Below are 24,865 nucleotides of genomic sequence, written 5' to 3' on the forward strand. Positions count from 1 at the left end.
TTTTTCATTCCTTTTTCATACTTATGGTCTAAATTCACTACGTATCCACGTATACTGAAATGAACGTTTTTTGGGACAAAGGGGGATTTACTTACATGTATGAAAAATGGAAAACCGCTTTCCTTACCATATCAACGCTATTTTTAACCTTTTCTCTTGTACTCCACCCCCAAGCCGCTTTGCAAGCTTCTATTCGCGGGTTAAATATATGGTGGGAAGTTGTATTCCCTTCACTACTACCGTTTTTCATCATTGCAGAACTTCTAATTAGTATCGGTGTTGTAAAATTTATTGGCGTTATATTAGAACCACTCATGCGCCCACTTTTTCGCGTTCCAGGGATAGGTGGATTTGTTTGGGCCATGGGAATGGCTTCTGGTTTCCCTGCAGGCGCCAAATTAAGCGCTAGACTACGAAAAAGCAATCTTTTAACTCAGATTGAAGCGGAGCGCCTCGTTTCTTTCACAAATTCTTCTAATCCACTTTTTATTTTCGGTGCTGTGTCTATCGGTTTTTTTAATAATCCGAAATTAGGAATTATATTAGCGGCTGCCCATTATTTCAGTAACTTTGCCGTCGGATTAATTATGCGTTTTTACGGACATAATACCGCTTACAAAAATAATACACACACTACAAAAAAACGCCGCTTTCAAAACCCTTTTTTAATTCTTCACGAGACGCGCTTACAAGAAAAAAGGCCAATCGGTAAATTACTTGGGGATGCTATCGTTTCTTCTATTCAAACATTACTTATGATTGGCGGATTTATTATTTTATTCTCTGTGTTAAATAAAATGATTACTGTATTCCACATTACAGCAGCTCTTTCTTTTATTATGCAACATATTTTATCATTCTTCCAACTAAGTACGGATTTTAGTATACCTATATTATCAGGTATTTTCGAAATGACACTCGGAAGCCAAATGATTAGTCAAATAAATGAAACACCGCTCTTACAACAAGCTATGGTAACAAGCTTCATTTTAGCATTTAGCGGTCTTTCTATTCAGGCACAAGTTGCTAGCATATTAGCTGAAACAGATATCCGATTTAAACCCTATTTTTTCGCACGAATTATTCAAAGTATTCTTGCCCCTATTTTTACATTTGTATTTTGGACACCATTTTATGAGAAAGTGAGTTCTTTCTCACCTATACCAAAAGATATTCCTGTATTTTTATCCAAGCATCCTTCTATACTACATGAAATTTGGACATCTTTTATACATTACGGACCAATTTTTACATTATTTTGTCTATACTTATATATTATTTTATTATTTTTGCGCACGTATAAAGAAAAACCCCGTTCACTTTAACGGGGTTTGAAACTTTTCTTTTAAAGCACGCTCCACAATAGGAGGTACAAGATCTACTACACTTCCTCCATACCTCGCAACTTCTTTCACAATACTCGAGCTTAAAAATGAATATTGGTTGTTTGTCATAATAAAAAATGTTTCAATATTTTCATCTAATTTTCGATTCATAGAAGTAATTTGCATCTCATATTCAAAATCAGAAACTGCTCGTAAACCACGTAATATTGCATTTGCATTACGCATTTTTGCATACTCTACTAACAGCCCACTATGCGAATCTACTTTTACATTCGGGATATCCTTTGTCGCTTCTCGAATTAGTTCTAATCGCTCTTCAACTGAAAAGAATGGTTTTTTTGATGAATTGTTTAAAACGACTACGTACACCTCATCAAATACTTTTGCTCCCCTTTTAATAATATCCAGATGCCCAAGGGTAATTGGATCAAAACTTCCTGAAGAAATAGCTATACTTGTCATTCTGTCCCCTCACCTTCATACTTATAAATCGATATTGCAGTAATCCCATAATTCTCAGCTCGTACTTTCACAAGCCTGCCTATTGAATTAGGTAAAACCACATCATTACCATGCTCTGCCATAATTAATCCATCACTATGCAGCAATCCATGTTGATCCATTACACTAATTAAAGATACAATTTTTTGCTCTTTATATGGAGGATCTATTAATATAAGATCGAATGACATTTCACGTTTTATTAGCGCCTTTACTGCACGTTCCGCATCATTTCGATATACTTCAGCTTGTTCCTGTATTCTACAACTTTCTAAATTTTGATGAATTACTTTTATCGCTTTACTATCCCTATCAACAAAAATCGCTTTATCGATCCCTCTGCTCAAAGCCTCAATTCCAAGACCACCACTACCACCAAATAAATCAAGGGCAATACCACCATCAAAATAAGGACCTATCATATTAAAAATAGATTCTTTTACTTTATCTGTCGTTGGACGTGTTGTATTACCAGGAACCGCTTTAAGTGGGTGTCCTTTACATTTTCCTGAAACTACTCTCATCTGTTGTCACTACCTTTATTTCAATCTATCGAGCGATTATACAAAGCCATTCCCACTTCGGTAACCGTTAACAAATTACATTCACCTAAATATCGGAAAACTCACCATCAAATAACCGCTCATTATTTTTATGTATTCATCTCATCATTCACTAATATGAATCCAATATGTATATTAGTTCCACTTTATCTTTTTTATCCTATCACAAAATAAAAAAAAGAAAAATAAAAAGCCCAACATAAAATTTAATTTCATTATGTATATCTTCATTTAGATTGGACATAAATAATTATAACAACATCACCTTCGATGTTGTTGCCAACCGCGGAGAAGACTTACGTTTCCCCATAAGTTCTTCCTCCGGTTTCTCCTCTCCCTTTTCCTTCTTACTAGTACATGCTAGTATAAGAAGGGCCCTGCTATGCAGGGTTTTTTTCTTTGTGTGCTTTTCATTTAAAAAGTGAAATGGTACAGTAAAAGAAAGAGGAGGAAAAAATATGATTCAACGCTTTATAGAACTCGGAGAAGGCTACTCTGATTTATATGAATTACTTGAAATTGCCAAAACAAATCAAGAACGTATAGCACATATGTTACAATTTGAAACGATAAAAAACGATAAAAAAGTGTGTTCGCTTGTTGTAATATTAAAACCAACTACTACTGGTGATTTCCAACCATTATACATATGTCGTGAAGGCATTCCTGTATTTGAAAATAAAAAAAGTAAACGTGTCATTTTATTTGAAGAAACGGCAGAGCAACTCGGAAAAAAAGTGGCTACTTTTACTGTAAAGCCATCTACAACTTTCCCAGAAAAAGAACTATTTTTTAATCATTTAATTGGCATTTTACGAATGAACAATTTCATTCCTCCGATGAAATAACACTTTATTTCAATTAAAAAATCCCCCGCTAAACTTAGCAGGGGATTTTTTCTATTAGCTATAATCGTATTCTTTTGCTCGATCAGGACGGGAATTTTCAAATTCCGTTTTTAAATACGGGCGATACGACTGTTCTATCTTTTTCACAAAAGGAAGTTTGTTCAACTTATGCATCATATGCTCAATTTGTTCCATGTCACAATATACTACAGCATATTTTAATCGTTTTGATATGTAATGTATGTTACCATATTTCCTTAAAATCTTGGCATGTTTCAATGAATGTAAATAAACAATCATACTTTGTCGTTGCCCGAACATAATCTTCTCCATCTTCTCCTTTTAAAAACATATATTTTATATTCTATGAAAACCAATCAGAAATTTATAACATTACAGGACAAACTCTGTATACGTTTTCTTCCAACTTCTAAAAAACGGGGTACATCACCCCGTTTTTTTACAACCACAACCTCCGCCAGTACCACAACCTCCACCACAGCCACCAGCATCAAAGAATGGATTTCCTGTTGGTACTTTAATGGAAGAAGACACTTCCGAACCGATTGCTACACTAACTTCATCTAATAACTTCTGCAAAGCAGTTTCTGCTCTTTTAAAAGCTGCAACCTTATCATGTAAGTCCACAGAACGCTTTAATTCTCTCATTTTCATTGATACGGTAGTGTAGTCAGGATGGTATTTTCCAAAACGCTGTACTTCCTCATACCGTTCTTTCATCGCTGTAAATTGCTGAATTAACGTCTGAAGTTCTATATCTTCATGTAATTCTCTATAATACTTACGATAATCTTCTGCTATATCTGAACAGATAATCGCTTTTGCAAGCTGCTCTGCCTTATCTAATATTAATACGCTTTCTAGCGTCGCTACAATCATGAGAGACACCTCCGAGTATCCATCATACCACATTTAGATTAGAACTACTAATTGAAGTGACTTACTCAAAAAAAAGATATAATGAAACTATTTTCACACTATATCCGTACACACTTATACATTAATATGTTCCGCTATATTATATTTAAGAACATCCCATTTCCCACTATTTTGTTTCACATAACTAATACACGCATTTTTTAATGGTGTCTTAAATGTAATTTCATCTGGTTCAATGGCATGTAAAATTGCTTTTATCGCGTGTGAGTGAGCAACAATAATAATACGTTTGCCAAAATGAGTTGTTGCAACATCTTCTAAAGCAGCAAAGCAACGAGCTACAATCTCTTCATCTTGCTCCATACCTTCTACTTTACCCTCAGCAATCAACTCTCTAACAGTCGCAACTGGCTTCCCTGAAGCTTCTCCAAAATTCCGTTCAACAAATCGATCATCTAATAAAATCGATTGTAATCCAGCCGCCTTTGCGATTTCATTAGCCGTTTCTTGCGCTCTAATTAACGGGCTACTTATAATGATATCCCACGTTTCTTCTTGTAAAGCAGCTGCACTTTGACTCGCTTGCTTCTTACCAACTTCATTAAGCGGAATATCTTCTCGCCCCTGAATAATTTCTTGAAAATTCCAATCAGTTTGTCCATGTCGTACTAAACAAATTTCCGTCATGCTGCAACTCCTTTTTAAATAATCAATCTCTATTGTAACAAAAGTTCTGCATGACGGACATATTTTTCACTTGCAATTAGGTTGCATTTTGTTGCTTCATATACTGAAACATATCAATCATGATCGAAGCAACAGCCAATTGATTTTGAAATTTTTCCACTTTATCTGGTATTGTTTTTTTGAAATGTTGCATCGCCGCTAACTCAAAAGCCTCTTTTTCTTCAGGATTTCGTGTTAATTTTCTATACCAGTACGGTTGCTCTCTAATATAGCGAGATAAATCCTCATCAGCCTTTATAAACTCCATAATTTCTGCTCTCATCATCTTTCCCCCCTAATCCTTTTGAAAGAAAAACGGGTTATTTTCTGAAGTACTTTGTTCTTGCTGCGTACGGTTACCTTGAAATTGCTGAATAACTTGTTGCACGCTCCCAATAGCACTCGTCACATTGGCTAAATGGTTCTGCATTTGTTCCACGTCCAACTTTTTAAAAAAAGAAAGCATTTGCCCCATCACATCAGCAGTTTTTTCCTCTTCAGTTCGATTATCTTTTTCTTTTTTATTTTCTTTTACCGAAGAAAACGCAGGCGCTCCATCCGGTCTATAAGTTGCCCATATTGGATCTTCTTCACCAAGTAAGTACCATTCTTCATAAAATTGTTGCCAAGTTTTGTGACCATTTCTAACCTCATGAACCATTTTAGGGTGATGGTTTACAAATTCTTTAAACTGTTGAACCGATGGATGTAACGGCCCTTTTGTTGTTGGCATAATCCTCACCTCTCCATGTATATCTACTATATAGTAAGAAAAAAAAGGCACATGGTTCGCCTATTTTCAGACGATTCATGCACCTTTTTTTCTGCTATTTGCATACGGTCAGATTCCCACCTACAATTCAGTGAATACGAAGTAACTAATTAGGTGATGTAACACCCCACCGCTTACAGTTTCGCTTTATTTTCGAATAAAGTTTTGTGTATAAAATTTATCGTATACACCAACACCTAATCCTGTAAATTGTTCATTTAATAAATTCTTTCTATGCCCCTCACTATTTAACCAACCTTGCACTGCCGCAATTCCATCACTATGTTGCGCCGCTATGTTCTCACCAGCAAGTTGAAATCCTACTTTCCCGCGCTGCAATCGATCTCCTAGCGTACCTAATGTAGGTGAGTCATGAGAAAAATAATTATTGTCTTTCATATCTTTACTGTGACCAACAGCAACATCTGCTGTTTCCTGATCCCATGTTAATAATGATAATTTATGACGACTTCGAATGATATTTGTTAAATCAAAAATTTGTTGCATATTCCCATTTTCTACTTGTTTTATTTTTTCTGGAGTCAATGGTTGTTCTGCTATTAATTCACCTGAATAAACGAGCTGATACGGTCTTTGGCGTAATAATGTTTCATCATCCATATAACGAACACCCACAAGCTCATGTGTAAATTGATCAAAATACAATTGCGCCCATCCATCTTCTACAGGTATTAACGGTTGTTCCATGACTTCGGTATCAGATAGTTCAAATTGATAACTATTTTTCCCTCTTTTTAACGCAATTTCATGCGAAGGCGGACTTTTTTTATATACTTCTTCATATTTTTCATTTATATAATAAGGTGGAACCTTAACTTGTTCACCAGCAGCATACGCCGTTACAACTTTACGTTCAGAAACTCCAAATTGAGCATACTGAGTTAAATCCTGATTGTATACCCACCATTCATATCCGTATGCAGACGGCTCTATTCGAGAGGGTTCTCCCCACTTCGCCAATAAATTTTCAGAGTCTTCACCAATCATATTTAAAACAGTGTCTGAGGAGTCTTCCTTAATTTGCTTTTTCTTTTTCACAATTTTATTTTCTTGCTTTGATTGAGATGGGGTTAATATATATTGTGAAACGAGTAATTTTCCGTATAAATCAACAGCTAAAATTAAAAATGTAATCATTACGATACGCAATAATTTCTTCAAACGATATACCTCCTGAACAAAACATAAAATTGAGATATACACAAATCCTTTTCTTTCTTTTTGTGTGTACCGTACTCTTTTCACTATATCATATTTTCGTGAAAAAAGTCTGGATTATCCCTTTTCTCTCAATATGAATTGCACTTTCTTATTATTCATACTATTATAAAAATAATGGTGTAACATTAAAAAAGGAGGTATTATATGCAATTTACAAATACGAAATTTAATGGAGCCGTCGTTGAATTAACTCTTTTAACTGAAATCATGGAAAACAACCACTTCGTACTTGCTGGACAGTGGGATTATGAACGGGTTACATACGATTATAAATTTGAAATATTAAAGGATATTTATTATTTACGAGTGCAAGGAGTTGCTGTTGAAGGTGACATCGGCAGTAGACACGCTGAAGTAAAACTACTCCCCCCCTTATTAGGAAAACATTATTATCCTCACGGCGTTGAATATGGCGATGATGAGACTTTCCCAACGAATGTACTTCAAAAAAGTGAACAACTCCTACAAAATGTCGAAAAAGAGTTAAAAGAACTTCAAATTATTGATTAACAAAAACAAGCGCATCAATATGATGCGCTTGTTTTATTTCCCTTCCCTAAGAATGAATCGTTTTTTTTACTGGATATCCATAAATAGATCCATCTTTTACTTTAATCTCATCTTCCCAAGGAACCTTATATTTACCTTCAGCTAAATCTTTTATAAACGTATATGGGTTTTCTTTCACCCCACCAGGAGTTGCTACATATCCTCTTGAACCTAGATTATATATATTATTTTCTAATCCCCATCCTAATCTAGCCTGATCTGCTAGTTCTGGATATACTTCAGCAGTAACAATCTCCCAAGGATTTCGATGCCCCTGTACTAAAGTAGTCCCATCAAAATTACATACTTGTCCTTCACCAAAGTAATAAAATACACCATCATAACCCGCTAAGTTTACCGACAATGTATACATTAAATTCTGCCATGCATTTGAACGATTGGTTAGCATCCATTGTTCACTAACTTGTGTGCTATATCCAGAAATACGAATCAAGACATTTGCACCTTTATAGGCCGCTTCACGAGCTACTTCAGGGAACATGCCATCATGACAAATACAAACAGCTAATTTACTTCCTCCAGGTCCAACACAAACAGGTAAGCCTAAATCTCCAGCTTTCCAAGGCTCGACTGGTACCCAAGGATTTAGCTTACGATACTTCAAAATCATTTCACCTTGTGGATCAATAATAACTGCTGTATTATATGGCTCTCCACCACCAGGATTTTTTTCCATTATCGAAAAAACACCATATACTTTAGATTCTTTACATGCCTCAGCAAATAAGTCGGTTTCTGGCCCAGGCACTGTACATAAAAATTCTTCTGTGGTCCATTTTTTTGTATTGAGCCCTTGTGTACTATATTCAGGAAATACTATTAATTCTAATCCAGGATAACCTGATTTGGTCGAATGAATTGTTTTTATGATTTGTTGAATTTGTTTATCAATGTCCGCACGTGACTCTACTACTGGTACTGGATATTGAATTAGTGCTGTCAAAAAACCACTAATCGGCTTTACCATACTTCCACTACTACCCATTAAAATTCCCCCTTAAAATAGTTCGTGTTTATTAAAGATAACAATATATTTTTGTAACTCTCTAAAAAACTTGCACCACATATGGAATTATTACGCATGAAAGCTAGTAGTAAATTTTATATCCACTTTTAGTACACGCCTACACTAACTTAACATAAATAATTAGAAAATTCAATCTTTCATGAAAAACTAAAACTAAGTAAAAAAAGCGTATGGAATCCCATACACTTTTTTTACTTAGTTTGTAAATACGGCGGCAATTGTTGCAACTGCTCCTTATCCTTTTCACGTTCTCTACGTGCCCATCTAAAGAATACATAGCCTATAATTGTACCGTACACTATTTCCTGGACAATTTTCATTATGATACCACCAGTTTGCTGGTCTTGTACTACTGGCATCCAGTGCAAAAATTCCGGTCCCGTTATATTTAAATCTGATAAAGTGCCCGCTGGTACACATAGTTCCATCGCTTTCATCCAAGCAGCCGGATCCGTATACGTTGCAAATAACGGGGCTGTCGCAAAAATTATTAACGCACAAGCTGGCGTTAATAATATACCATTAGCAAACATGTAACCAAGTTTCTTTATATCACTTAACGTTTGATATTCTGGTAATGGATTTAACATCGGCCACCACATCATGATTGCTGTAAAAAACAATATAGCTAAACAAATAGGATGAGCTATTTGACTTTGTTTTACTGTATCAAAAACAACTGGTAAATGATAAAAAGAAAACAGGCCGTTAAATACAAACAACGCAATAAGTGGTTTAGCAAATACCTTTAATATAATTTGAACGAACTTAAAAGAAGTAATGTAACGATATAACCAAATCGGTATACCAAGCAACAGTAACGGTGGAACTGCAATATACATGACTGCCATTTCAAACATATGAGCACTAAATATAATATGGCCAATTAAATCAATAGGCCCTCCCTTTACAAAATACAAAAGAACAATACCAGTCGTAAAATAAAAAATTTGCTTCTTACTTACCTTCGTCGCATTTTCAAATCGCATTCTATATGGACCAATAATTAAGAAGTACCCAATAAGAATCGACAGCATAAATATTAAAAAGATTGGACTCCATAAAGCCTGAAATCCAAATATCCACAAGTTACTCATTTTCACACCTACCTTCGTAAGGTTATCCATAATATGAAGAGGGAGCTGTGACAACACAAGCTCCCTTATTTTTCACTTTTCAAATCCAGACGATTGTCATAAATGCTAAAATTGTAATTAACCCTATTAGCAGACCAGAGTATAGAAAGAAACTTGCTGCTTCATGTCCTTTATGACTCATATGCATAAAATAATACAATTGAAAAATTACTTGTACCACTGCTAATAGTAAAATAAATGGAACAGAGAAAGTCGGACTAAAAGTTTTTGGATACGCCACTGCTACAAATGCAACTAATGTTAAAAAAATCATTAATGCAAACGTAATAACTTGATGCTTCATTTCCTCCGCACTTTTTCTCTTCCGATAAACAAGATCAACTTTAGGATTATTCGTTTGCTTTATCGCCATTGTTTATCCCACCATTCCCATTAAATATACTACAGTGAAAATAAACACCCAAACTACGTCAATAAAGTGCCAATAAATCGATGCAACATAAAACTTTGGTGCATTGTATAAATTTAGACCTCTCTTCGCATTTCTAAAGATTAATGTTAAAATCCAACATAACCCAAACAATACGTGGAGTCCATGTGTACCAACAAGAGCATAAAACGCAGAGCCAAACGCACTACTTCTCATAGTATGCTTAAATTCATGTGTATAATGATAAAACTCATATATCTCAAACCCTAAAAACCCTAAACCTAGCAATACAGTTACTAGTAACCAAAGTTGCATTTTCTTAAAGTTAAAGTTTTTCATGTGATACATCGCATATACACTCGTTAAGCTACTCGTTAATAAAAGCATCGTCATAATGAAAACGAGTGGCATTTGGAACATCTCTTGAGATGTTGGTCCACCATTTGTAGAATTCTTTAACGCTAAATATGTGCCAAATAAGGAAGCGAACAATACTGTTTCGCCTCCAAGAAATAACCAAAAACCGACAAACTTATTTTTCCCTTCAAGGGTTGCTTTTTCAGGCTCTGCTGGAAATGTTTCATTCGTTAATTTTTCATCTACATGCATTATGCCTTGCCCCCCTTATCATCTAAATCTTCTTTATGAATATGATATCCATGATCATCGATTACTGAACGTAGGAACATTGCGCCAAATGTAATGATTAAACCAATAATTGCTACCAATAACCAGAACTTATCTTTTCCACCCTGCATATACATTGCACCAAATGCCGCTATAAATAATCCAAAAGAAATGACAAATGGTGAAAACGAAGGATTTGGCATATGAATATCACCAACTGGTTCCGCTGCTGTCATCTCTTTATTACCTTCACGTTTTTCAATCCAAAACGGATCTAATCCGCGAACAAATGGTAGTTGTTTAAAGTTATATTCTGGTGTCGGTGCTGGCATCGTCCATTCTAATGTACGTGCATCCCACGGATCACGACCAGCTTTTTCTTTTGATACTGTCGTTTTAATTACATTGAATAGAAGAACAATCGTCCCAAGAGCCATAAACACCGCTCCGATAGAACTAATCATATTCCCCATTTCCAACCCTTGCCCTTCAAGATATGTGTAGTAACGGCGTGGCATACCAATCAAGCCAAGGAAATGCTGAATAAAGAACGTTAAATGGAAACCGATAAAGAATAGCCAAAACGTTATCTTTCCTAATGTTTCATTTAATACTTTATTAAACATCAGTGGCCAATAATAATGAGCTCCTGCAAGTAAACCAAATACAACACCGCCAACGATTACATAATGAAAATGTGCTACTACGAAATAATTATCATGAAATTGATAATCAGCTGGTGCAGATGCTAGCATAACCCCTGTAACTCCACCCATTACGAATGATGGAATGAAAGCTACTGCCCACATCATTGGTGTCGTAAAACGAATACTTCCGCCCCACATTGTAAAGAGCCAGTTGAATATTTTGATACCAGTCGGAACCGCAATCGCCATTGTTGCAACTGAGAAAATAGCATTAGCAACTGGACCAAGTCCAACAGTAAACATATGATGCGCCCATACCATAAATCCTAAAAATCCAATTAATACAGTCGCAAATACCATCGATGAATAACCAAACAATCGTTTTTTCGAAAATGTCGCGAAGATTTCTGAGAATATTCCGAAAGCTGGGAGTATAAGAATGTATACTTCTGGATGACCGAAAATCCAGAATAAATGCTCCCATATAATTGTATTCCCACCCAATGCTGGATTAAAGAAACTTGTTCCAAATAAACGATCTAACATTAAAAGTCCTAATCCTACAGTTAACGGTGGAAAAGCGAATAATATAAGCGAAGATGTTACAAATGTCGTCCATGTAAACATCGGCATACGCATATACGTCATTCCTGGCGCACGCATATTAATAATGGTGACAAGGAAGTTAATCCCTCCAATTAATGTACCAATACCTGAGATTTGCAAACCGAGTACATAGAAATCAACACCATGACCTTTAGAAGCTAAAGCTAAAGATGCATAAGATGTCCATCCTGCATCAGGTGCTCCACCTAAAAACCAACTTAAATTTAAAAATACTCCACCAAAGAAAAATAACCAAAATCCGAGTGAATTCAAAAACGGGAACGCTACATCACGTGCACCAATTTGAAGTGGTACAGCGGCGTTCATAAATGCAAACACGAGTGGCATAGCTGCGAGGAAAATCATTGTTGTACCGTGCATCGTCAATACTTGATTATAAGCATCCCCAACAAGAAAAGCGTTGTTAGGAATCGCTAATTGAAGGCGAATAAATAGAGCTTCTATTCCGCCTATTACAAAAAACAATCCACCTGCAATTAAATAGAGAATGGCAATCTTTTTATGGTCTACTGTCGTTAAATAATCCCATATGACAGCACCCATCCCCTGTTTTTTTGCTACAGAACTCACGTTTTCAACCTCCCCTTCGCGAATAATCCCTCTTTACTTTTCAACTTTTAACGTTTGTAAGTATGCATTTAATGCATCAATTTGATCATCCGTTAAGTTGCCATATTTGCCAGTCATTTTGTTTCCTGGCTTCATATTTTCAGGATCTTTCAGCCATTTTTTTAAGTTTTCTTCATTGTTTTCGGCAATACCGGCAACCATATCGCGATCCGCAAAGTTTGCTAAGTTTGGTGCGATACGAGCGGAAGGTGGTCTACTATCATTAGATCCAACTGCGTGACAACCAATACAGCTTTTATTAAATATTTCTTGGCCCTCTTGCGCCTTTGTTGAAGCTACTTCTTTCTTCCCATCAATCTTCTTCATATCAGCAAGCCAATTTTTGTACTCGCTTTCATCTAAAGCTTTCACTTTAAATTGCATTAAAGAATGTGATGGGCCGCAAAATTCTGTACAAAAACCATTATAAGTGCCCGATTTATCTGCCTTTAACCACATTTTGTTCACATTGTCTGTATTTGTATCCATTTTCCCAGCTAAAGATGGAACCCAAAATGAGTGTTTAATATCGGCACCCTTCAAATTTAAATACACTTTCTTACCTGTGGGGATGACTAAATCTTGCGAAGTTACTATCTTTTCTGATTTATAAGAAAATTCCCACCAATAAAGATTCGCTGTTACATCAACAACGATAGTATCTTTATCAATATTCTTTTTCTCCATCGCACTTACATCAGCAAGTTTGAATGTATATGTAACCGTTGGAACAGCTAAGATTAGTAAAAGAATAATCGGAATAACTGTCCATATAATTTCTAGCTTGTGATTTCCTTCAACTTGCTCTGGAATATAATCTTCCTGACCTTTCTTTTGTCGGAAACGCACAATTACATACAAGAAAATAATAGTAACTACTAGTACTACTCCTACCATGATTGCACTCGCCAGTAGAAGTAAATCATATTGCATTTTTGCTACTTCTCCTTGCGGAATTAAAGTAGATTGAAAGGCTTTACCGCATCCCCCTAACAGTAAAGCCAGCAGTGAAACGAACGAAAGCAGTCGCCACTGTTTCTTCATACAAACAACCCCCACTTTCCTTGTGAATTAGATTGTACTTTATAGTTAAGTAAAGTAAATCTCAACGTAAAGAAATCCAATTATGTCGTTGTCTTAGAAGAATGTAACTACAATCATTGATACAAATAAGATTGTTAAATAATTTAGGGAATAAACAAACATTTGCACGGACCATTTTATGTCATCTTTCTTACGGAATCCATAAAATCCTAAAACGATCCATCCGATGTTAAGCAGTGTTGCAATTACCATAAATGTTATCCCTAGTCCACTCATATAAAATGGTAGTGGTAATAAACATACTGTCCAAATCATAATTTGGCGTTTCGTAATTTCAAATCCATGAACTACAGGAAGCATTGGAATTCCTGCATTTCGATATTCATCAACACGTTTCATCGCTAATGCAAGGAAATGTGGGATTTGCCAAATAAACATAATTAAAAATAACATCCAAGCAATTGGATGACCTAAAGATGGATCGATTGCTGCCCATCCAATTAAAGGTGGAACTGCACCAGATATACTACCTACAACAGTATTTAGTGTATACTTTCTCTTTGTCCATAAACTATATAGAACAACATATGTGAAAGCACCAATAAATCCCATTAAGACTGCCATTGGTGTTGTTAATAATAAAAATACAAAACCAAGAAGTAATATGACTAGTCCAAATGTAAGTGCAAATCCTGGTTTATACTTTCCAGTAACCGTTGGACGGGTCTTTGTTCTTTCCATTAATGGATCGATGTCTCGATCAATGTAGTTGTTTAAACAACATACCCCTGCCATAACTAATCCAGAACCAACGATTGTAAAGAATAACTTATCCAGATTGTCCATTACACTTAATCCATTAAAGTGTAATGCCAACCAAAATCCTGTAAATACAGTAAGTGTATTTGAGTTTACAATCCCCATTTTAACGAGTGCTTTTAAATCTTGTATCCGAGTTGTTTCCGGTACACTTGTAACAGCGGACTCATCATGCAGCTCACTTGTTGCATGGTTCATCACTCTAACCCCCTCTTAAAACTTTCATCTTTCTTTTTGCGCCTATTTCAAATGAAATAATTCGCTTCTATATAGCAATATTATTACAGTAGAAACATTGTTAACCCATTCTACTACTAATCTACGCCCATACTCCAATATATTAAATCATATTTCCCGAACATTTTGTGAAGAAAACATGAACTTTTTGTGTCGAATATAAAAAACTTCATTCTGACTTGTCCTTATCATAACATGATGTTACCTTCTATAATAAACTATTTTATCCTATTTAACACGTATTCTCCCCATTTCTTTTCAAAACAGCCTATTTTTCACCTAAATTTTTCCTTAGGAACCCTGTTTTTACACCTATTTTCTCCCCCTTTCCTTTCCCCTCCATTTCTTTGCTATTTTATTATTTTTTATATATCATAGGAACTAGCGCGTTTTATTCTATACATAATGGAATGAAAATATTTCGCAATAACTTCATAGCAGAAAGATGGTGAAAGAGATTGCAACGCTTTATTAAATGGTTAGCAGTCATTACAAGCCTTGATTTATTAATAGTTTTATTAGGAGGCGCTTTAGTTACAAAAACAGGTTCTGGTCAAGGTTGTGGTAAATCATGGCCACTTTGTAACGGTGAATTTGTTCCATCTAATTTATCAATGGAAACTATTATTGAACTTAGCCACCGATTAACATCAGGATCAGCTGGAATTCTTGTCACTCTCCTTTGTATTTTGTCCTGGAAATATTATAAACATGTGCGTGAAACAAAAACGTTAGCAATTTTATCCTTCGTATTTTTAGTTGCACAAGCATTAATGGGAGCAGCAGCAGTTGTTTGGGGACAAATGCCAGCTGTACTTGCTATCCATTTCGGTATTTCCTTAATTTCATTTGCTTCTGTCATTTTATTAACGTGTCTTATCTTTGAAATTGACCAAAAATTTGATGCACGTTCTCTTATTATGGACAAAAAAATGAAATTTCATATTTATGGTGTAACAATTTACAGTTATATCGTCGTCTACACAGGTGCTTTAGTACGTCACGAACGAGCTAGCTTAGCCTGTCCAGACTTTCCTTTATGTAGCAAAAACAGACCTATGCCAACTCAACTACATGAATGGGTTCAAATGGGCCATAGAGTTGCAGCGATGTTAATTTTCGCTTGGATACTATACGCGATGATTCTCGCTATTCGCCATTACAAGCAGCAACCTGTAGTATATTGGGGATGGATCATTTCATTTATCCTTGTTACACTTCAAGCTGTAGTAGGAGTTTTAGTTGTATTTACAAACGCTAGTTTAGCGATGGCATTGTTACATTCTCTATTCATTTCTTGCTTGTTTGCCGTACTATGCTATTTAGTTATGTTAGGAACAAGAATTAAAGTGAATGCAAAAGAAGCCGGATCAACTTCTAAACAAACAAAATAATTTAAAACTAAAATCCCTTGCCAATTAGGCAAGGGATTTTTTGCAATAAAGAAAAGAGCTGTATTTACACAGCTCTTTTCTTTATTTTAGTGATCTAATTCAATAAGTAAATCACCCGTTTGAATTGCATCACCATCGTTAACATATACTTTTTTCACTTTACCATTAAACGGCGCTTGAACTGTCGTTTCCATTTTCATTGCCTCTGTAATTGCCATAGAATCGCCTTTTTTCACTTCATCGCCTTCTTTTACAACTACTTTAATTACCGTTCCTGGCATTGTTGCACTAATGTGATTTGGATTTTCACGGTTTCCTTTCACACGTTGTGCAACTGTTGCTTTCACATTCTCGTCTTTCACGACAATTTCACGTGGTTGACCATTAAATTCCAAGTAAAGGACACGATTTCCATCCGGCTGTGGTTCTCCAATTGATACAAGTTTAACCATCAATGTCTTACCTTGTTCAATCTCCACATCAATTTCTTCACCTAGTCTCATACCATAGAAGAACGTCGGTGTATCAAGTACAGATACATTTCCATAAAGCTCAGCAACTTTTTCATAGTCCATAAATACTTTTGGATATAATGCATATGCAACTACATCAAAAATTGTTACTTCGCGTCCAAGTTTATGGAATAATTCTTCTTTTAACGCGTCGAAATCTACTGGCTCTAGTAGTTCACCTGGTCTTACTGTTAACGGCTCTTTCCCTTTTAAAATAATCTTTTGCAATTCTTTCGGGAAACCACCGTACGGTTGACCTAAATCACCAGAGAACATTTCAACAACAGATCCCGGGAAGTCCAACGCATGTCCACGCTCTAAAACATCTTGTTCTGTCAGGTGGTTTTGAACCATAAATAATGCCATATCGCCAACAACTTTTGATGACGGTGTTACTTTTACAATATCTCCAAACATGTCATTCACACGACGGTACATTACTTTCACTTCATCAAAGCGATCTCCTAAACCAACCGCCTTCGCTTGTTGTTGAAGATTACTATACTGTCCACCTGGCATTTCATGCATATATACCTCTGTGTGAGGTGCATTCATACCACTTTCAAACGGTGCATAGTATTTGCGTACATCTTCCCAATAATGAGATAGCTTTTCTAAAGAATCGATATTAACATCTGGTTGTCTTTCATTTCCACCTAGTGCATAGAATAATGTGTTCGCACTCGGTTGTGACGTTTGACCAGCCATAGAACTCACTGCTACATCGACAATATCAACACCTGCTTCAATTGCCTTCGTATACGTTAATATACCATTTCCACTCGTATCGTGCGTATGCAGGTGAATCGGAATCGATACCGTCTCTTTTAATGCTGAAACTAAATCATATGCTGCGTTTGGTTTTAGTAAGCCAGCCATATCTTTAATACCTAAAATGTGAGCTCCCGATGCTTCCAACTCTTTTGCTAAGTTTTTATAATAATTCAAATCATATTTACTACGTAATGGATCATGAATATCTCCTGTGTAGCACATTGTTGCTTCTGCAATTTTACCAGTATCTCGTACAGCATCAATTGCAACTCTCATGCCTTCTACCCAGTTTAAACTATCAAAAATACGGAATACATCAATGCCAGCTTGAGCAGAACATTCTACAAATTTTTGGATTAAATTATCTGGATAGTTTTTGTATCCAACTGCGTTTGAAGAACGAAGTAACATTTGGAATAACACGTTCGGCATTTTTTCACGAAGATCTAGTAATCGTTCCCATGGATCTTCTTTTAAGAAACGATACGCAACATCAAACGTTGCACCGCCCCACATTTCCGCTGAGAATAGGTTCGGTAACATTCTCGCTGTTGGCTCTGCAATTTGATGTAAATCTTTTGTACGAATACGAGTTGCAAGTAATGACTGATGTGCATCACGGAATGTTGTATCCGTCAAAAGTACACGTTTTTGATCCTGTACCCACTTTACTAATCCGTCCGCTCCACGCTCATCCAAAATTTGTTTCGTGCCATTTTGGATTGGCTCTGAGTGTAATACATTCGGTATACGAGCATCTGGAAAAATTGGTTTCTCTTTTTTCCCTACTCCTGGGAAGCCATTTACTGTTACTGAACCAATATAATTTAACATTTTCGTTCCGCGGTCTTTACGTTTCGGGAACAAGAATAGTTCAGGTGACACATCAATAAACGAAGTATCATATTCTCCTGATAAAAAGTTTTTATGTTTTACTACATTCTCTAGGAATGGAATATTTGTTTTAATACCACGAATACGGAATTCTTTTAAGTTACGTTCCATTTTTGCAGCTGCTTGCTCAAAAGTAAGTGCCCAAGTTGTAACTTTTACAAGTAAAGAATCGTAGTACGGTGTAATAACTGCACCTTGGAAGCTATTTCCTGTATCAAGACGCACACCAAAACCACCGCCTGATCGATACGCCATAATTTTTCCTGTATCCGGCATAAAATTATTTAGCGGATCTTCAGTTGTTACACGAGATTGAATTGCAAATCCATGCACAACTACTTCCTCTTGCTTCGGCACACCTACCATTTTGCTATGTAATGAATGTCCATCAGCTATTAAAATTTGTGATTGAACGATATCTACTCCTGTAATCATTTCTGTAATCGTATGTTCTACTTGAACACGTGGATTTACTTCAATGAAGTAAAACTCATCATCTTTTACAAGGAATTCTACTGTTCCTGCATTTAAATAGTTTACATTTTTCGTTAACTTCACAGCAGCATCACAAATACGCTGACGCAGATCATCTGAAAGTGATACACTCGGTGCTATTTCTACAACTTTTTGATGACGACGTTGTACAGAACAGTCACGCTCGTATAAATGAACAACATTGCCTTCTTCATCTGCTAAAATTTGTACTTCTATATGTTTAGGTTTTTCAACGAATTTTTCGACGTAAACTTCATCATTACCAAAGGCTGCTTTCGCTTCTGATTTCGCTCGATTATATGATTCTCCTAATTCCTCACTAGTACGCACAATACGCATACCACGACCGCCACCACCAAGGGACGCTTTAATAATAATCGGGTAATCATACTTTTCAGCAAATTTTTCGACTTCTTCTAATGAATCTACTGGACCATCACTACCAGGTATAACTGGAATTTGTGCTAGCTGCGCTTGTGTTCTTGCTTTCACTTTATCTCCAAACATATCTAAATGCTTACTTTTCGGACCGATAAAGATAATTCCTTCTTCTTCGCAACGTTTCGCGAATTGAATATTTTCTGACAAGAAACCATATCCAGGGTGGATTGCATCTACATGATTACTTTTTGCAATCTCAATAATGCCTTCAATATCTAGATAAGCATCAATTGGTTTTTTTCCTTCCCCAACTAAATAGGACTCATCGGCTTTATAGCGATGATAAGAACCACTATCCTCTTTAGAATAGATTGCAACTGTTTTTAATCCTAGTTCCGAACAAGCTCGAAACACACGAATTGCAATCTCTCCACGGTTAGCTACCAATACTTTTTGAATACGTTGCAGCTTTGTCATGATTTTCCCCCTCTACTTTCCTACCACTCTAGAGATAAAATATATACACACCTTAAAAAGCGTGAAGTTCTTCACTTTCCACATTATATTATACTTAGAAAGCTTCACTTTATTTTTATCCATCATACCTTATTTTTTAACAAATGATAAGTTTTCTGTGCAATTTGTTTCACAAAAATAGTATAGCATACCTCTTCCTTTTCTAACAACTTAATTGTATATCACATTAAACTTAATGTGTTATATCTTTTAACTGAAATATATATTAATACATCACATTTAAAACTACTTAAAAATAAAAAACACATTATGCTCTAAAGCACAATGTGTTTTTTATTTTACAACTACAAGATGTGGTCCATTTTGTTCTTTTTCTTTCATTAATCCATTCTGTTGTTTCTCTTGTCGTTTCACGTGACTAGCAATATTGAGTAGTATCCCCATCGCAAGTAGATTAGCTAATAAAGAACTACCACCGTAACTGACAAACGGTAATGGTACTCCGGTAAGTGGTATTACCCCAGACATACCACCAACATTAATAAACGTTTGAACTCCAAACAAGCTTGCAATTCCGATAGCTATTAAACTTCCAAATGGATCTGTACACTTTTGTGCAACTCTAAATGACCGAATAATAATTAGTAATAAACAGATTAAAATGATAGCTACACCTATAAAACCAAGTTCTTCAGATATAATTGCCATTATAAAATCCGTTTGCGGTTCTGGTAAATAACCATATTTTTGTACACTATTCCCTAATCCTCTACCATTAAGCCCTCCAGAAGCGATTCCAATAAATGAATTCACTAATTGAAATCCATCCTTTTGAGGATCATTAAACGGATCAAGGAAAACAGAAAAACGTGCCTTTTGATATGGATTTAATGCATAATTACCAAGCAGATATAGTGCTGGAATCCATACTATAGAAGTTAAAGCAATTCGTTTAATCCATAAGTTAACCTGTACTCCCGAACAAAGAAACATAATTCCTACTGTTCCTGCAATTAACAAATCAGTACCTAAATCATTTTGCTTTAATATTAAAAACATGATTATACCAACACCAATAAGTACTGGACCTGACCCTTTGGAAACAGGTGTATTCGTTTCTTGTCTTTTGGCAAAGAAATGAGCTAAGACGAGAATAACTGTTATCTTAACAAATTCTGCAGGCTGTATTCCAAATATCCACCCGTTTGCACCGTTTACTTTCTTAGTGAAAAAAGCAGCTGCAGCTAATAAGGCAACACTAGCACCGTAACTCCCCAACAAAAAAATTCGTTTTCTCCAAACTTTATATGGGATAGTAGCAATAATTATTAATACTATTGTCCCAACAACTAAAGTAATTAATTGTCTTTTAAAAAAGAAATTTGCTGGTTTATCAAATCTCGAAATCGCAACAATGGAACTAGAACTATATACCATTATAACTCCCAGCACACATAAGATAACAAGAGGAAGTACCAATGAATAATCCATTGATTTCCATACTTTTTTCATTTCATTTCCTCTTTCTGTTTCAATTTAATTATTGTTGTATTCCATATGTACATTGATTCTTCCTGCTTTATTATACAAATAAAAAGCTCAAACTAATTTAGTTTGAGCCCCCTTATTTGAACCCGTTATTGTTGTTTGTTTGTAAACGCTTCATGAAGTGCAGATAACTCACGTTCGAGCTCACCTAACATTGCTTTCCCTTGTTCTTCTGCAATAAGACCAAGGCGAACTGCAAAATCGACCTCGCGGGATAGTCCAAACATTTGTGTGTCTAACACTTCTTCATATAATGGACATTGCGGCATTGTAAGATGGTCCATTTGCACCTTAATAAGTCTTAAAATCTTCTCTGCATCCGCTTGTAGAAGGGCTAGTGCCTTTTCCTGATGATTTGCTACTGTCTCAGACGCCAAATTGATTCCCTCCGTTTCCGTCCTACTCTCCTCTATCCTATCTATTAATATTAGCGATAGTTTTAATAAATTGCAATAGAAACATTTTTTGTGACAACAGTGTCTAATGCTATTATACTGAAAAGTGGGAGTATAACACAAATGGGGGAACAACAATGAGCGAAATTTTATTTATTAACGGAAAAGTACGTTTTCCAATCACTATTGATCCAACTGTTTGGATCTTTGATGATCGAAAAGTAGATTTGACAACTTACTTTGATGAAACTAGAGAAAACACGTCTGAACTAGAAACTTATTTAAAAAACACTTCAGAGCATTGGGATCGTGAAATTCGTAATGGTGCTGCGTTTCCACCGATACAACAAAGTGTAAAGAAATATAAAAAAGAACAACTAATTACTGGAACGTTCGGTATACCATTTCATCCATTCCTTGCTAACGCTGAAATTTTAGAGGACGCTACGCAAGTTGAAATTGAAACGGTAGATCATACAATGACACTTCCATTAGAAACTGTCAAAAATGCTATACTAGGCTTTTCAAAAGAAGGAAAACCATTAAAAGAAGATGGGCCTGTTCATCTCTATTTCAATGATGGATCTAATCGACAAAATCCAATCCGTAACATCCGTAAATTTACAATTATTTAAAGAAAAGGAGTGAGCTTAAGCTCACTCCTTTTTACAATAAATCTGCTGCTAGTTGAGCTAAATTAGATCGCTCCCCTTTAACAAACTTCACATGACCACTAATACGCTGTTCTTTAAACTTCTCTACAACATACGTTAAGCCATTATTATATTCATCTAAATATGGGTGATCAATTTGCTGAGGATCTCCCATCAATACAATCTTACTCTTTTCCCCTACCCTAGTTAGTATCGTTTTTACTTCATGCTTTGTTAAATTTTGTGCTTCGTCAATGATAATGAACTGATCTGGAATACTTCTCCCGCGTATATAAGTAAGGGCTTCTACTTCAATCGAACCCATTCCAGCTAAAATAGCATCTAACTCTCCTGGCTTTTTTGTATTAAATAAATACTCTAGGTTATCAAAAATTGGCTGCATCCATGGTCTTAACTTTTCTTCTTTTTCTCCTGGTAAATAACCGATATCTTTTCCGACTGGAACAATTGGCCTTGCAACGAGTAATTTTTTATATAACCCTAAGTCTTCTGTTTGCATAAGTCCCGAAGCTAACGCAAGTAACGTTTTTCCTGTGCCGGCTTTCCCCGTTAATGTTACAAGCGGAATATCTTCACGAAGCAACAATTCTAATCCCATGATTTGCTGCACGTTTCGTGGTCGTATCCCCCACACTTGTTCATTGTGAAAAATAAGTTTCTTTACCTTCTTACCTAAGTGATCCACGATGCCAAGCGCAGAACTAGAGCCCCCCAATGCATCTTTCATTACTACAAATTGATTTGGGTAAAAAGGGTGATTCGCAATTTCAGATAGAGGCAATTCACCTTTCTCATAAAAATAATCCAATTGTTCTTTTGATATATATCCTTCTAAAAAGCCAGAATATATATTTTCTACTTCAATTACGCGATCACTTAAATAATCTTCAGCCTTCAAACCAATTGCATCAGCTTTTACCCTTACGAGTACATCTTTACTTACTAAAATAACAGACTTCCCGTCCTCTTTTTCCTGTTCTTCTAAAGATAAATTTTTTGCTACAGCTAAAATTCGATTATCATTTGTTTTTTCTACAAAAATATCTTGTAGTTGCACAAATGAACGATGGTTTAATTCAATACGAAATGTTCCGCCATTTTCTAGCGGGATACTTTCATGCAGCTTTCCTATTTCACGAAATTTATCTATTAACTTAGATACATAACGAGCATTTCGTCCTACTTCATCCATATAACGTTTTTTCGAATCAACCTCTTCTAATACAACTGCTGGAATCACTACTTCATTGGTTTCAAATGAAAAAATAGATAAAGGATCCTGCAAAAGTACATTCGTATCTAACACATAAATTTTATCCAACCTGTTACCCCCTGACTCCACTTTTAAATTTGTAGAACAAGGGTTTCATCCATAAAATATGGACGAACCATTGTTATAATTATATGTACCGTGTAAACGAGGTAGAATCGAAAATCATAGTCATTAAACCTTTTATTTATTCTTTATTCATTTCTATTCAATATATTACCTTTTATTATAATTATTAACGTTAAATCACAATAACCGATTACAAAAGTGAATAAACGAATTTCTTATTTAGCATCTTTATAATTCTCTTATCCCTACTAGCACTTCGTTATCCAGCTTTTTCGCTGCCCGAAGATCATATGTTTTTTCATATGTTGGTTCAATTGCAAGTTTCGCTCCATAAAACATAACATCACGCACTTCTTGCACATTTACTTCTATTACAGTTAATTTTAAAGAAATGCCTTCCATTCTATCTGTCAAAATTTCACCTGCACCACTTATGGAAAATACGGATTCATTCGCCATTATAGTCAATACCACACCTGTATTATGCCGTATATTTTCCACAATACGTGAACGTTGATCTACTGCAAATCGAATACTAGTTTTACTCACTGCATACACCCAAGAAATAGCACTTACGTTAGGAACTTGTTTTTCGAAATCTGTCGTTGCTATCATAACAATACACTCTTTACGCAACGTTTGTACTAAACCCTCTGTTAAGGTAGGCTCTACTACATTCGCCATATTTTCACCTCCAAACATACTTGGTATATCCTTATCATAACTTATTTTTTGAATTGCGAAAATATTATTTTTTCCCACTATTATTCAAAAACATTATACTTCCATGATATACTTATACTGATAGAATTCGTATTGAGGTGACGAAATGAGAGTCAAATGTATGATTTGTGATAAAAAAGATATGTTAGATGATGAAAATCCTATGGCAAAAAAACTGCGTAATCGCCCTATTCATACATATATGTGCATGGAATGTTCGGAACGAATTGCAGAGCGTACAATGGAACGTCATGCAAGTGGTAATTTCCGATTATATCGTGATAAAAAAATCGAAGATGATTGGTAAAATGTAAATAAGTCCTTACTCATATAGATAAGGACTTATTTATATTTTTCTGGTTCACGATTCATCTGATCCAAAAAACAATCAATGGCTTCTAGCGGAAACCTTGCAGATTTCCGTTCTCCATTTATTTCGTATGTAATTAAATACATCTCCTCGTTCTTTTCGACTTCCACATTTTTTAATTTATGTTCTTCATATATCATATTTTGAAATAACAAATACGTTTCTTTTGCAGCACTATCATCTGGACGTGCTTCAGCAACTGTTTTAATTGTTAACCAATTATATAGTGCATCTTGTACTGAACGCATAAAAACTCC

Annotated in this window: 27 protein-coding genes; 6 read left to right on the forward strand and 21 right to left on the reverse strand. The window is 35.4% G+C overall.

Translation table 11 applies throughout. The features are described from left to right. Positions 1-95 precede the first annotated feature (95 nt). Complete coding sequence (gene ylbJ / locus BCG9842_RS19550; RefSeq protein ID WP_000273087.1) at positions 96-1,325, forward strand: sporulation integral membrane protein YlbJ; 1,230 nt, start codon at positions 96-98, stop codon at positions 1,323-1,325. On the opposite strand, the gene coaD is transcribed toward ylbJ, so the two are convergent. Further along, positions 1,317-1,808, reverse strand: a complete 492-nt coding sequence (gene coaD, locus BCG9842_RS19555) for a pantetheine-phosphate adenylyltransferase (RefSeq protein WP_000200601.1) — start codon at positions 1,806-1,808, stop codon at positions 1,317-1,319. The two genes, ylbJ and coaD, sit on opposite strands and share 9 nt — an antisense overlap. Continuing rightward, entirely contained in the window at positions 1,805-2,371 is a 567-nt protein-coding gene (gene rsmD / locus BCG9842_RS19560) for a 16S rRNA (guanine(966)-N(2))-methyltransferase RsmD (protein ID WP_001266977.1), read from the reverse strand. The genes coaD and rsmD overlap by 4 nt, the downstream gene beginning before the upstream one ends. Before the next feature lie 497 nt (positions 2,372-2,868). Here rsmD and BCG9842_RS19565 point away from each other — a divergent pair, with 497 nt between their 5' ends. Then, entirely contained in the window at positions 2,869-3,258 is a 390-nt protein-coding gene (locus BCG9842_RS19565; protein WP_000616017.1) for a DUF7147 family protein, read from the forward strand. Between the two features lie 54 nt (positions 3,259-3,312). Here the strand turns inward: BCG9842_RS19565 and BCG9842_RS19570 are convergent, their stop codons facing one another. From BCG9842_RS19570 to BCG9842_RS19595, 6 genes are all read right to left on the reverse strand, one after another. Beyond that, entirely contained in the window at positions 3,313-3,579 is a 267-nt protein-coding gene (locus BCG9842_RS19570) for a YlbG family protein (RefSeq protein WP_002082261.1), read from the reverse strand. Positions 3,580-3,705: 126 nt separating this feature from the next. Continuing rightward, the gene (locus BCG9842_RS19575) at positions 3,706-4,158 is read right to left on the reverse strand and encodes a YlbF family regulator (protein WP_000634361.1); all 453 of its coding nucleotides are present in this window, start codon (positions 4,156-4,158) and stop codon (positions 3,706-3,708) included. A gap of 114 nt (positions 4,159-4,272) precedes the next feature. Next, positions 4,273-4,845, reverse strand: coding sequence for a histidine phosphatase family protein (locus BCG9842_RS19580; protein ID WP_000134944.1), 573 nt, complete (start codon positions 4,843-4,845; stop codon positions 4,273-4,275). A 76-nt stretch (positions 4,846-4,921) separates the two neighbouring features. After that, positions 4,922-5,167, reverse strand: a complete 246-nt coding sequence (locus tag BCG9842_RS19585; protein WP_001200990.1) for a YlbE-like family protein — start codon at positions 5,165-5,167, stop codon at positions 4,922-4,924. 12 nt (positions 5,168-5,179) lie between these two features. Continuing rightward, positions 5,180-5,617, reverse strand: coding sequence for a YlbD family protein (locus BCG9842_RS19590; RefSeq protein WP_001143333.1), 438 nt, complete (start codon positions 5,615-5,617; stop codon positions 5,180-5,182). Positions 5,618-5,803: 186 nt separating this feature from the next. Then, a complete protein-coding gene (locus BCG9842_RS19595; protein ID WP_000735371.1) occupies positions 5,804-6,838 on the reverse strand; it encodes a CAP domain-containing protein in 1,035 nt (344 codons plus the stop codon). A 204-nt stretch (positions 6,839-7,042) separates the two neighbouring features. Here BCG9842_RS19595 and BCG9842_RS19600 point away from each other — a divergent pair, with 204 nt between their 5' ends. Then, positions 7,043-7,408 carry a YugN family protein gene (locus BCG9842_RS19600; protein WP_001160945.1) on the forward strand — a complete coding sequence of 122 codons (366 nt, stop codon included), beginning with the start codon at positions 7,043-7,045 and terminating at the stop codon, positions 7,406-7,408. A gap of 46 nt (positions 7,409-7,454) precedes the next feature. Here the strand turns inward: BCG9842_RS19600 and BCG9842_RS19605 are convergent, their stop codons facing one another. The 7 genes from BCG9842_RS19605 to ctaB all read right to left on the reverse strand — a co-directional run bounded on the left by BCG9842_RS19605 (position 7,455) and on the right by ctaB (position 14,593). Continuing rightward, complete coding sequence (locus BCG9842_RS19605; RefSeq protein WP_000535809.1) at positions 7,455-8,453, reverse strand: formamidase; 999 nt, start codon at positions 8,451-8,453, stop codon at positions 7,455-7,457. Between the two features lie 233 nt (positions 8,454-8,686). After that, a complete protein-coding gene (gene ctaG / locus BCG9842_RS19610; protein ID WP_041488175.1) occupies positions 8,687-9,592 on the reverse strand; it encodes a cytochrome c oxidase assembly factor CtaG in 906 nt (301 codons plus the stop codon). Between the two features lie 79 nt (positions 9,593-9,671). Further along, on the reverse strand, positions 9,672-10,004 hold the full coding sequence (gene ctaF, locus BCG9842_RS19615; protein ID WP_000985703.1) for a cytochrome c oxidase subunit IVB: 333 nt from the start codon (positions 10,002-10,004) through the stop codon (positions 9,672-9,674). Positions 10,005-10,007: 3 nt separating this feature from the next. Further along, positions 10,008-10,631 (reverse strand): cytochrome c oxidase subunit III, encoded by a 624-nt coding sequence (gene ctaE, locus BCG9842_RS19620; protein ID WP_000557861.1) that lies wholly within the window; start codon positions 10,629-10,631, stop codon positions 10,008-10,010. Continuing rightward, complete coding sequence (ctaD, locus tag BCG9842_RS19625; RefSeq protein WP_153577875.1) at positions 10,631-12,466, reverse strand: cytochrome c oxidase subunit I; 1,836 nt, start codon at positions 12,464-12,466, stop codon at positions 10,631-10,633. The genes ctaE and ctaD overlap by 1 nt, the downstream gene beginning before the upstream one ends. A 60-nt stretch (positions 12,467-12,526) precedes the next feature. Further along, positions 12,527-13,576 (reverse strand): cytochrome c oxidase subunit II, encoded by a 1,050-nt coding sequence (gene coxB, locus BCG9842_RS19630; RefSeq protein ID WP_000745273.1) that lies wholly within the window; start codon positions 13,574-13,576, stop codon positions 12,527-12,529. Between the two features lie 93 nt (positions 13,577-13,669). Beyond that, on the reverse strand, positions 13,670-14,593 hold the full coding sequence (ctaB, locus tag BCG9842_RS19635) for a protoheme IX farnesyltransferase (protein ID WP_001015054.1): 924 nt from the start codon (positions 14,591-14,593) through the stop codon (positions 13,670-13,672). A gap of 497 nt (positions 14,594-15,090) precedes the next feature. Between ctaB and ctaA the strand changes: the two genes are divergently transcribed. Next, on the forward strand, positions 15,091-16,026 hold the full coding sequence (gene ctaA, locus BCG9842_RS19640) for a heme A synthase (protein ID WP_001188741.1): 936 nt from the start codon (positions 15,091-15,093) through the stop codon (positions 16,024-16,026). An 86-nt stretch (positions 16,027-16,112) separates the two neighbouring features. On the opposite strand, the gene pyc is transcribed toward ctaA, so the two are convergent. The 3 genes from pyc to BCG9842_RS19655 form a co-directional block, all read right to left on the reverse strand. Next, positions 16,113-19,559: a pyruvate carboxylase gene (gene pyc / locus BCG9842_RS19645; protein ID WP_000164058.1), complete on the reverse strand. Its 3,447-nt coding sequence runs from the start codon at positions 19,557-19,559 to the stop codon at positions 16,113-16,115. Between the two features lie 333 nt (positions 19,560-19,892). Then, the gene (locus BCG9842_RS19650; protein ID WP_000758416.1) at positions 19,893-21,071 is read right to left on the reverse strand and encodes an FtsW/RodA/SpoVE family cell cycle protein; all 1,179 of its coding nucleotides are present in this window, start codon (positions 21,069-21,071) and stop codon (positions 19,893-19,895) included. Positions 21,072-21,196: 125 nt separating this feature from the next. Then, positions 21,197-21,484: a YlaN family protein gene (locus tag BCG9842_RS19655; protein ID WP_000135694.1), complete on the reverse strand. Its 288-nt coding sequence runs from the start codon at positions 21,482-21,484 to the stop codon at positions 21,197-21,199. Between the two features lie 155 nt (positions 21,485-21,639). Here BCG9842_RS19655 and BCG9842_RS19660 point away from each other — a divergent pair, with 155 nt between their 5' ends. Then, complete coding sequence (locus BCG9842_RS19660) at positions 21,640-22,137, forward strand: hypothetical protein (RefSeq protein WP_001289814.1); 498 nt, start codon at positions 21,640-21,642, stop codon at positions 22,135-22,137. A gap of 31 nt (positions 22,138-22,168) precedes the next feature. Here BCG9842_RS19660 and BCG9842_RS19665 read toward each other — a convergent pair whose 3' ends face one another. Both BCG9842_RS19665 and BCG9842_RS19670 read right to left on the reverse strand, forming a co-directional pair. Continuing rightward, positions 22,169-23,497, reverse strand: a complete 1,329-nt coding sequence (locus BCG9842_RS19665) for a PhoH family protein (RefSeq protein WP_000358083.1) — start codon at positions 23,495-23,497, stop codon at positions 22,169-22,171. A gap of 246 nt (positions 23,498-23,743) precedes the next feature. Beyond that, on the reverse strand, positions 23,744-24,199 hold the full coding sequence (locus tag BCG9842_RS19670; protein ID WP_000024600.1) for a pyridoxamine 5'-phosphate oxidase family protein: 456 nt from the start codon (positions 24,197-24,199) through the stop codon (positions 23,744-23,746). 145 nt (positions 24,200-24,344) lie between these two features. On the opposite strand from BCG9842_RS19670, the gene BCG9842_RS19675 reads away from it, so the two are divergent. Continuing rightward, positions 24,345-24,545, forward strand: a complete 201-nt coding sequence (locus tag BCG9842_RS19675; protein ID WP_002082250.1) for a YlaI family protein — start codon at positions 24,345-24,347, stop codon at positions 24,543-24,545. A gap of 35 nt (positions 24,546-24,580) precedes the next feature. On the opposite strand, the gene BCG9842_RS19680 is transcribed toward BCG9842_RS19675, so the two are convergent. Next, positions 24,581-24,856 (reverse strand): hypothetical protein, encoded by a 276-nt coding sequence (locus BCG9842_RS19680; protein ID WP_001258138.1) that lies wholly within the window; start codon positions 24,854-24,856, stop codon positions 24,581-24,583. Positions 24,857-24,865 lie beyond the last annotated feature (9 nt).

This window comes from Bacillus cereus G9842 (assembly GCF_000021305.1).
Lineage (GTDB): Bacteria > Bacillota > Bacilli > Bacillales > Bacillaceae_G > Bacillus_A > Bacillus_A thuringiensis_S.

Coding starts and splice junctions, on each gene's coding strand:
- BCG9842_RS19605 (WP_000535809.1), bottom strand. CDS start 8,453: ATGGGTAGTAGTGGAAGTATGGTAAAGCCGATTAGTGGTTTTTTGACA.
- ctaD (WP_153577875.1), bottom strand. CDS start 12,466: ATGGGTGCTGTCATATGGGATTATTTAACGACAGTAGACCATAAAAAG.
- ylbJ (WP_000273087.1), top strand. CDS start 96: ATGTATGAAAAATGGAAAACCGCTTTCCTTACCATATCAACGCTATTT.
- ctaB (WP_001015054.1), bottom strand. CDS start 14,593: ATGAACCATGCAACAAGTGAGCTGCATGATGAGTCCGCTGTTACAAGT.
- BCG9842_RS19585 (WP_001200990.1), bottom strand. CDS start 5,167: ATGAGAGCAGAAATTATGGAGTTTATAAAGGCTGATGAGGATTTATCT.
- rsmD (WP_001266977.1), bottom strand. CDS start 2,371: ATGAGAGTAGTTTCAGGAAAATGTAAAGGACACCCACTTAAAGCGGTT.
- BCG9842_RS19565 (WP_000616017.1), top strand. CDS start 2,869: ATGATTCAACGCTTTATAGAACTCGGAGAAGGCTACTCTGATTTATAT.
- BCG9842_RS19675 (WP_002082250.1), top strand. CDS start 24,345: ATGAGAGTCAAATGTATGATTTGTGATAAAAAAGATATGTTAGATGAT.
- BCG9842_RS19590 (WP_001143333.1), bottom strand. CDS start 5,617: ATGCCAACAACAAAAGGGCCGTTACATCCATCGGTTCAACAGTTTAAA.
- BCG9842_RS19570 (WP_002082261.1), bottom strand. CDS start 3,579: ATGTTCGGGCAACGACAAAGTATGATTGTTTATTTACATTCATTGAAA.
- BCG9842_RS19680 (WP_001258138.1), bottom strand. CDS start 24,856: ATGCGTTCAGTACAAGATGCACTATATAATTGGTTAACAATTAAAACA.
- BCG9842_RS19600 (WP_001160945.1), top strand. CDS start 7,043: ATGCAATTTACAAATACGAAATTTAATGGAGCCGTCGTTGAATTAACT.
- ctaE (WP_000557861.1), bottom strand. CDS start 10,631: ATGCATGTAGATGAAAAATTAACGAATGAAACATTTCCAGCAGAGCCT.
- BCG9842_RS19575 (WP_000634361.1), bottom strand. CDS start 4,158: ATGATTGTAGCGACGCTAGAAAGCGTATTAATATTAGATAAGGCAGAG.
- coaD (WP_000200601.1), bottom strand. CDS start 1,808: ATGACAAGTATAGCTATTTCTTCAGGAAGTTTTGATCCAATTACCCTT.
- coxB (WP_000745273.1), bottom strand. CDS start 13,576: ATGAAGAAACAGTGGCGACTGCTTTCGTTCGTTTCACTGCTGGCTTTA.
- pyc (WP_000164058.1), bottom strand. CDS start 19,559: ATGACAAAGCTGCAACGTATTCAAAAAGTATTGGTAGCTAACCGTGGA.
- BCG9842_RS19660 (WP_001289814.1), top strand. CDS start 21,640: ATGAGCGAAATTTTATTTATTAACGGAAAAGTACGTTTTCCAATCACT.
- BCG9842_RS19670 (WP_000024600.1), bottom strand. CDS start 24,199: ATGGCGAATGTAGTAGAGCCTACCTTAACAGAGGGTTTAGTACAAACG.
- ctaG (WP_041488175.1), bottom strand. CDS start 9,592: ATGAGTAACTTGTGGATATTTGGATTTCAGGCTTTATGGAGTCCAATC.
- BCG9842_RS19580 (WP_000134944.1), bottom strand. CDS start 4,845: ATGACGGAAATTTGTTTAGTACGACATGGACAAACTGATTGGAATTTT.
- BCG9842_RS19650 (WP_000758416.1), bottom strand. CDS start 21,071: ATGAAAAAAGTATGGAAATCAATGGATTATTCATTGGTACTTCCTCTT.
- ctaF (WP_000985703.1), bottom strand. CDS start 10,004: ATGGCGATAAAGCAAACGAATAATCCTAAAGTTGATCTTGTTTATCGG.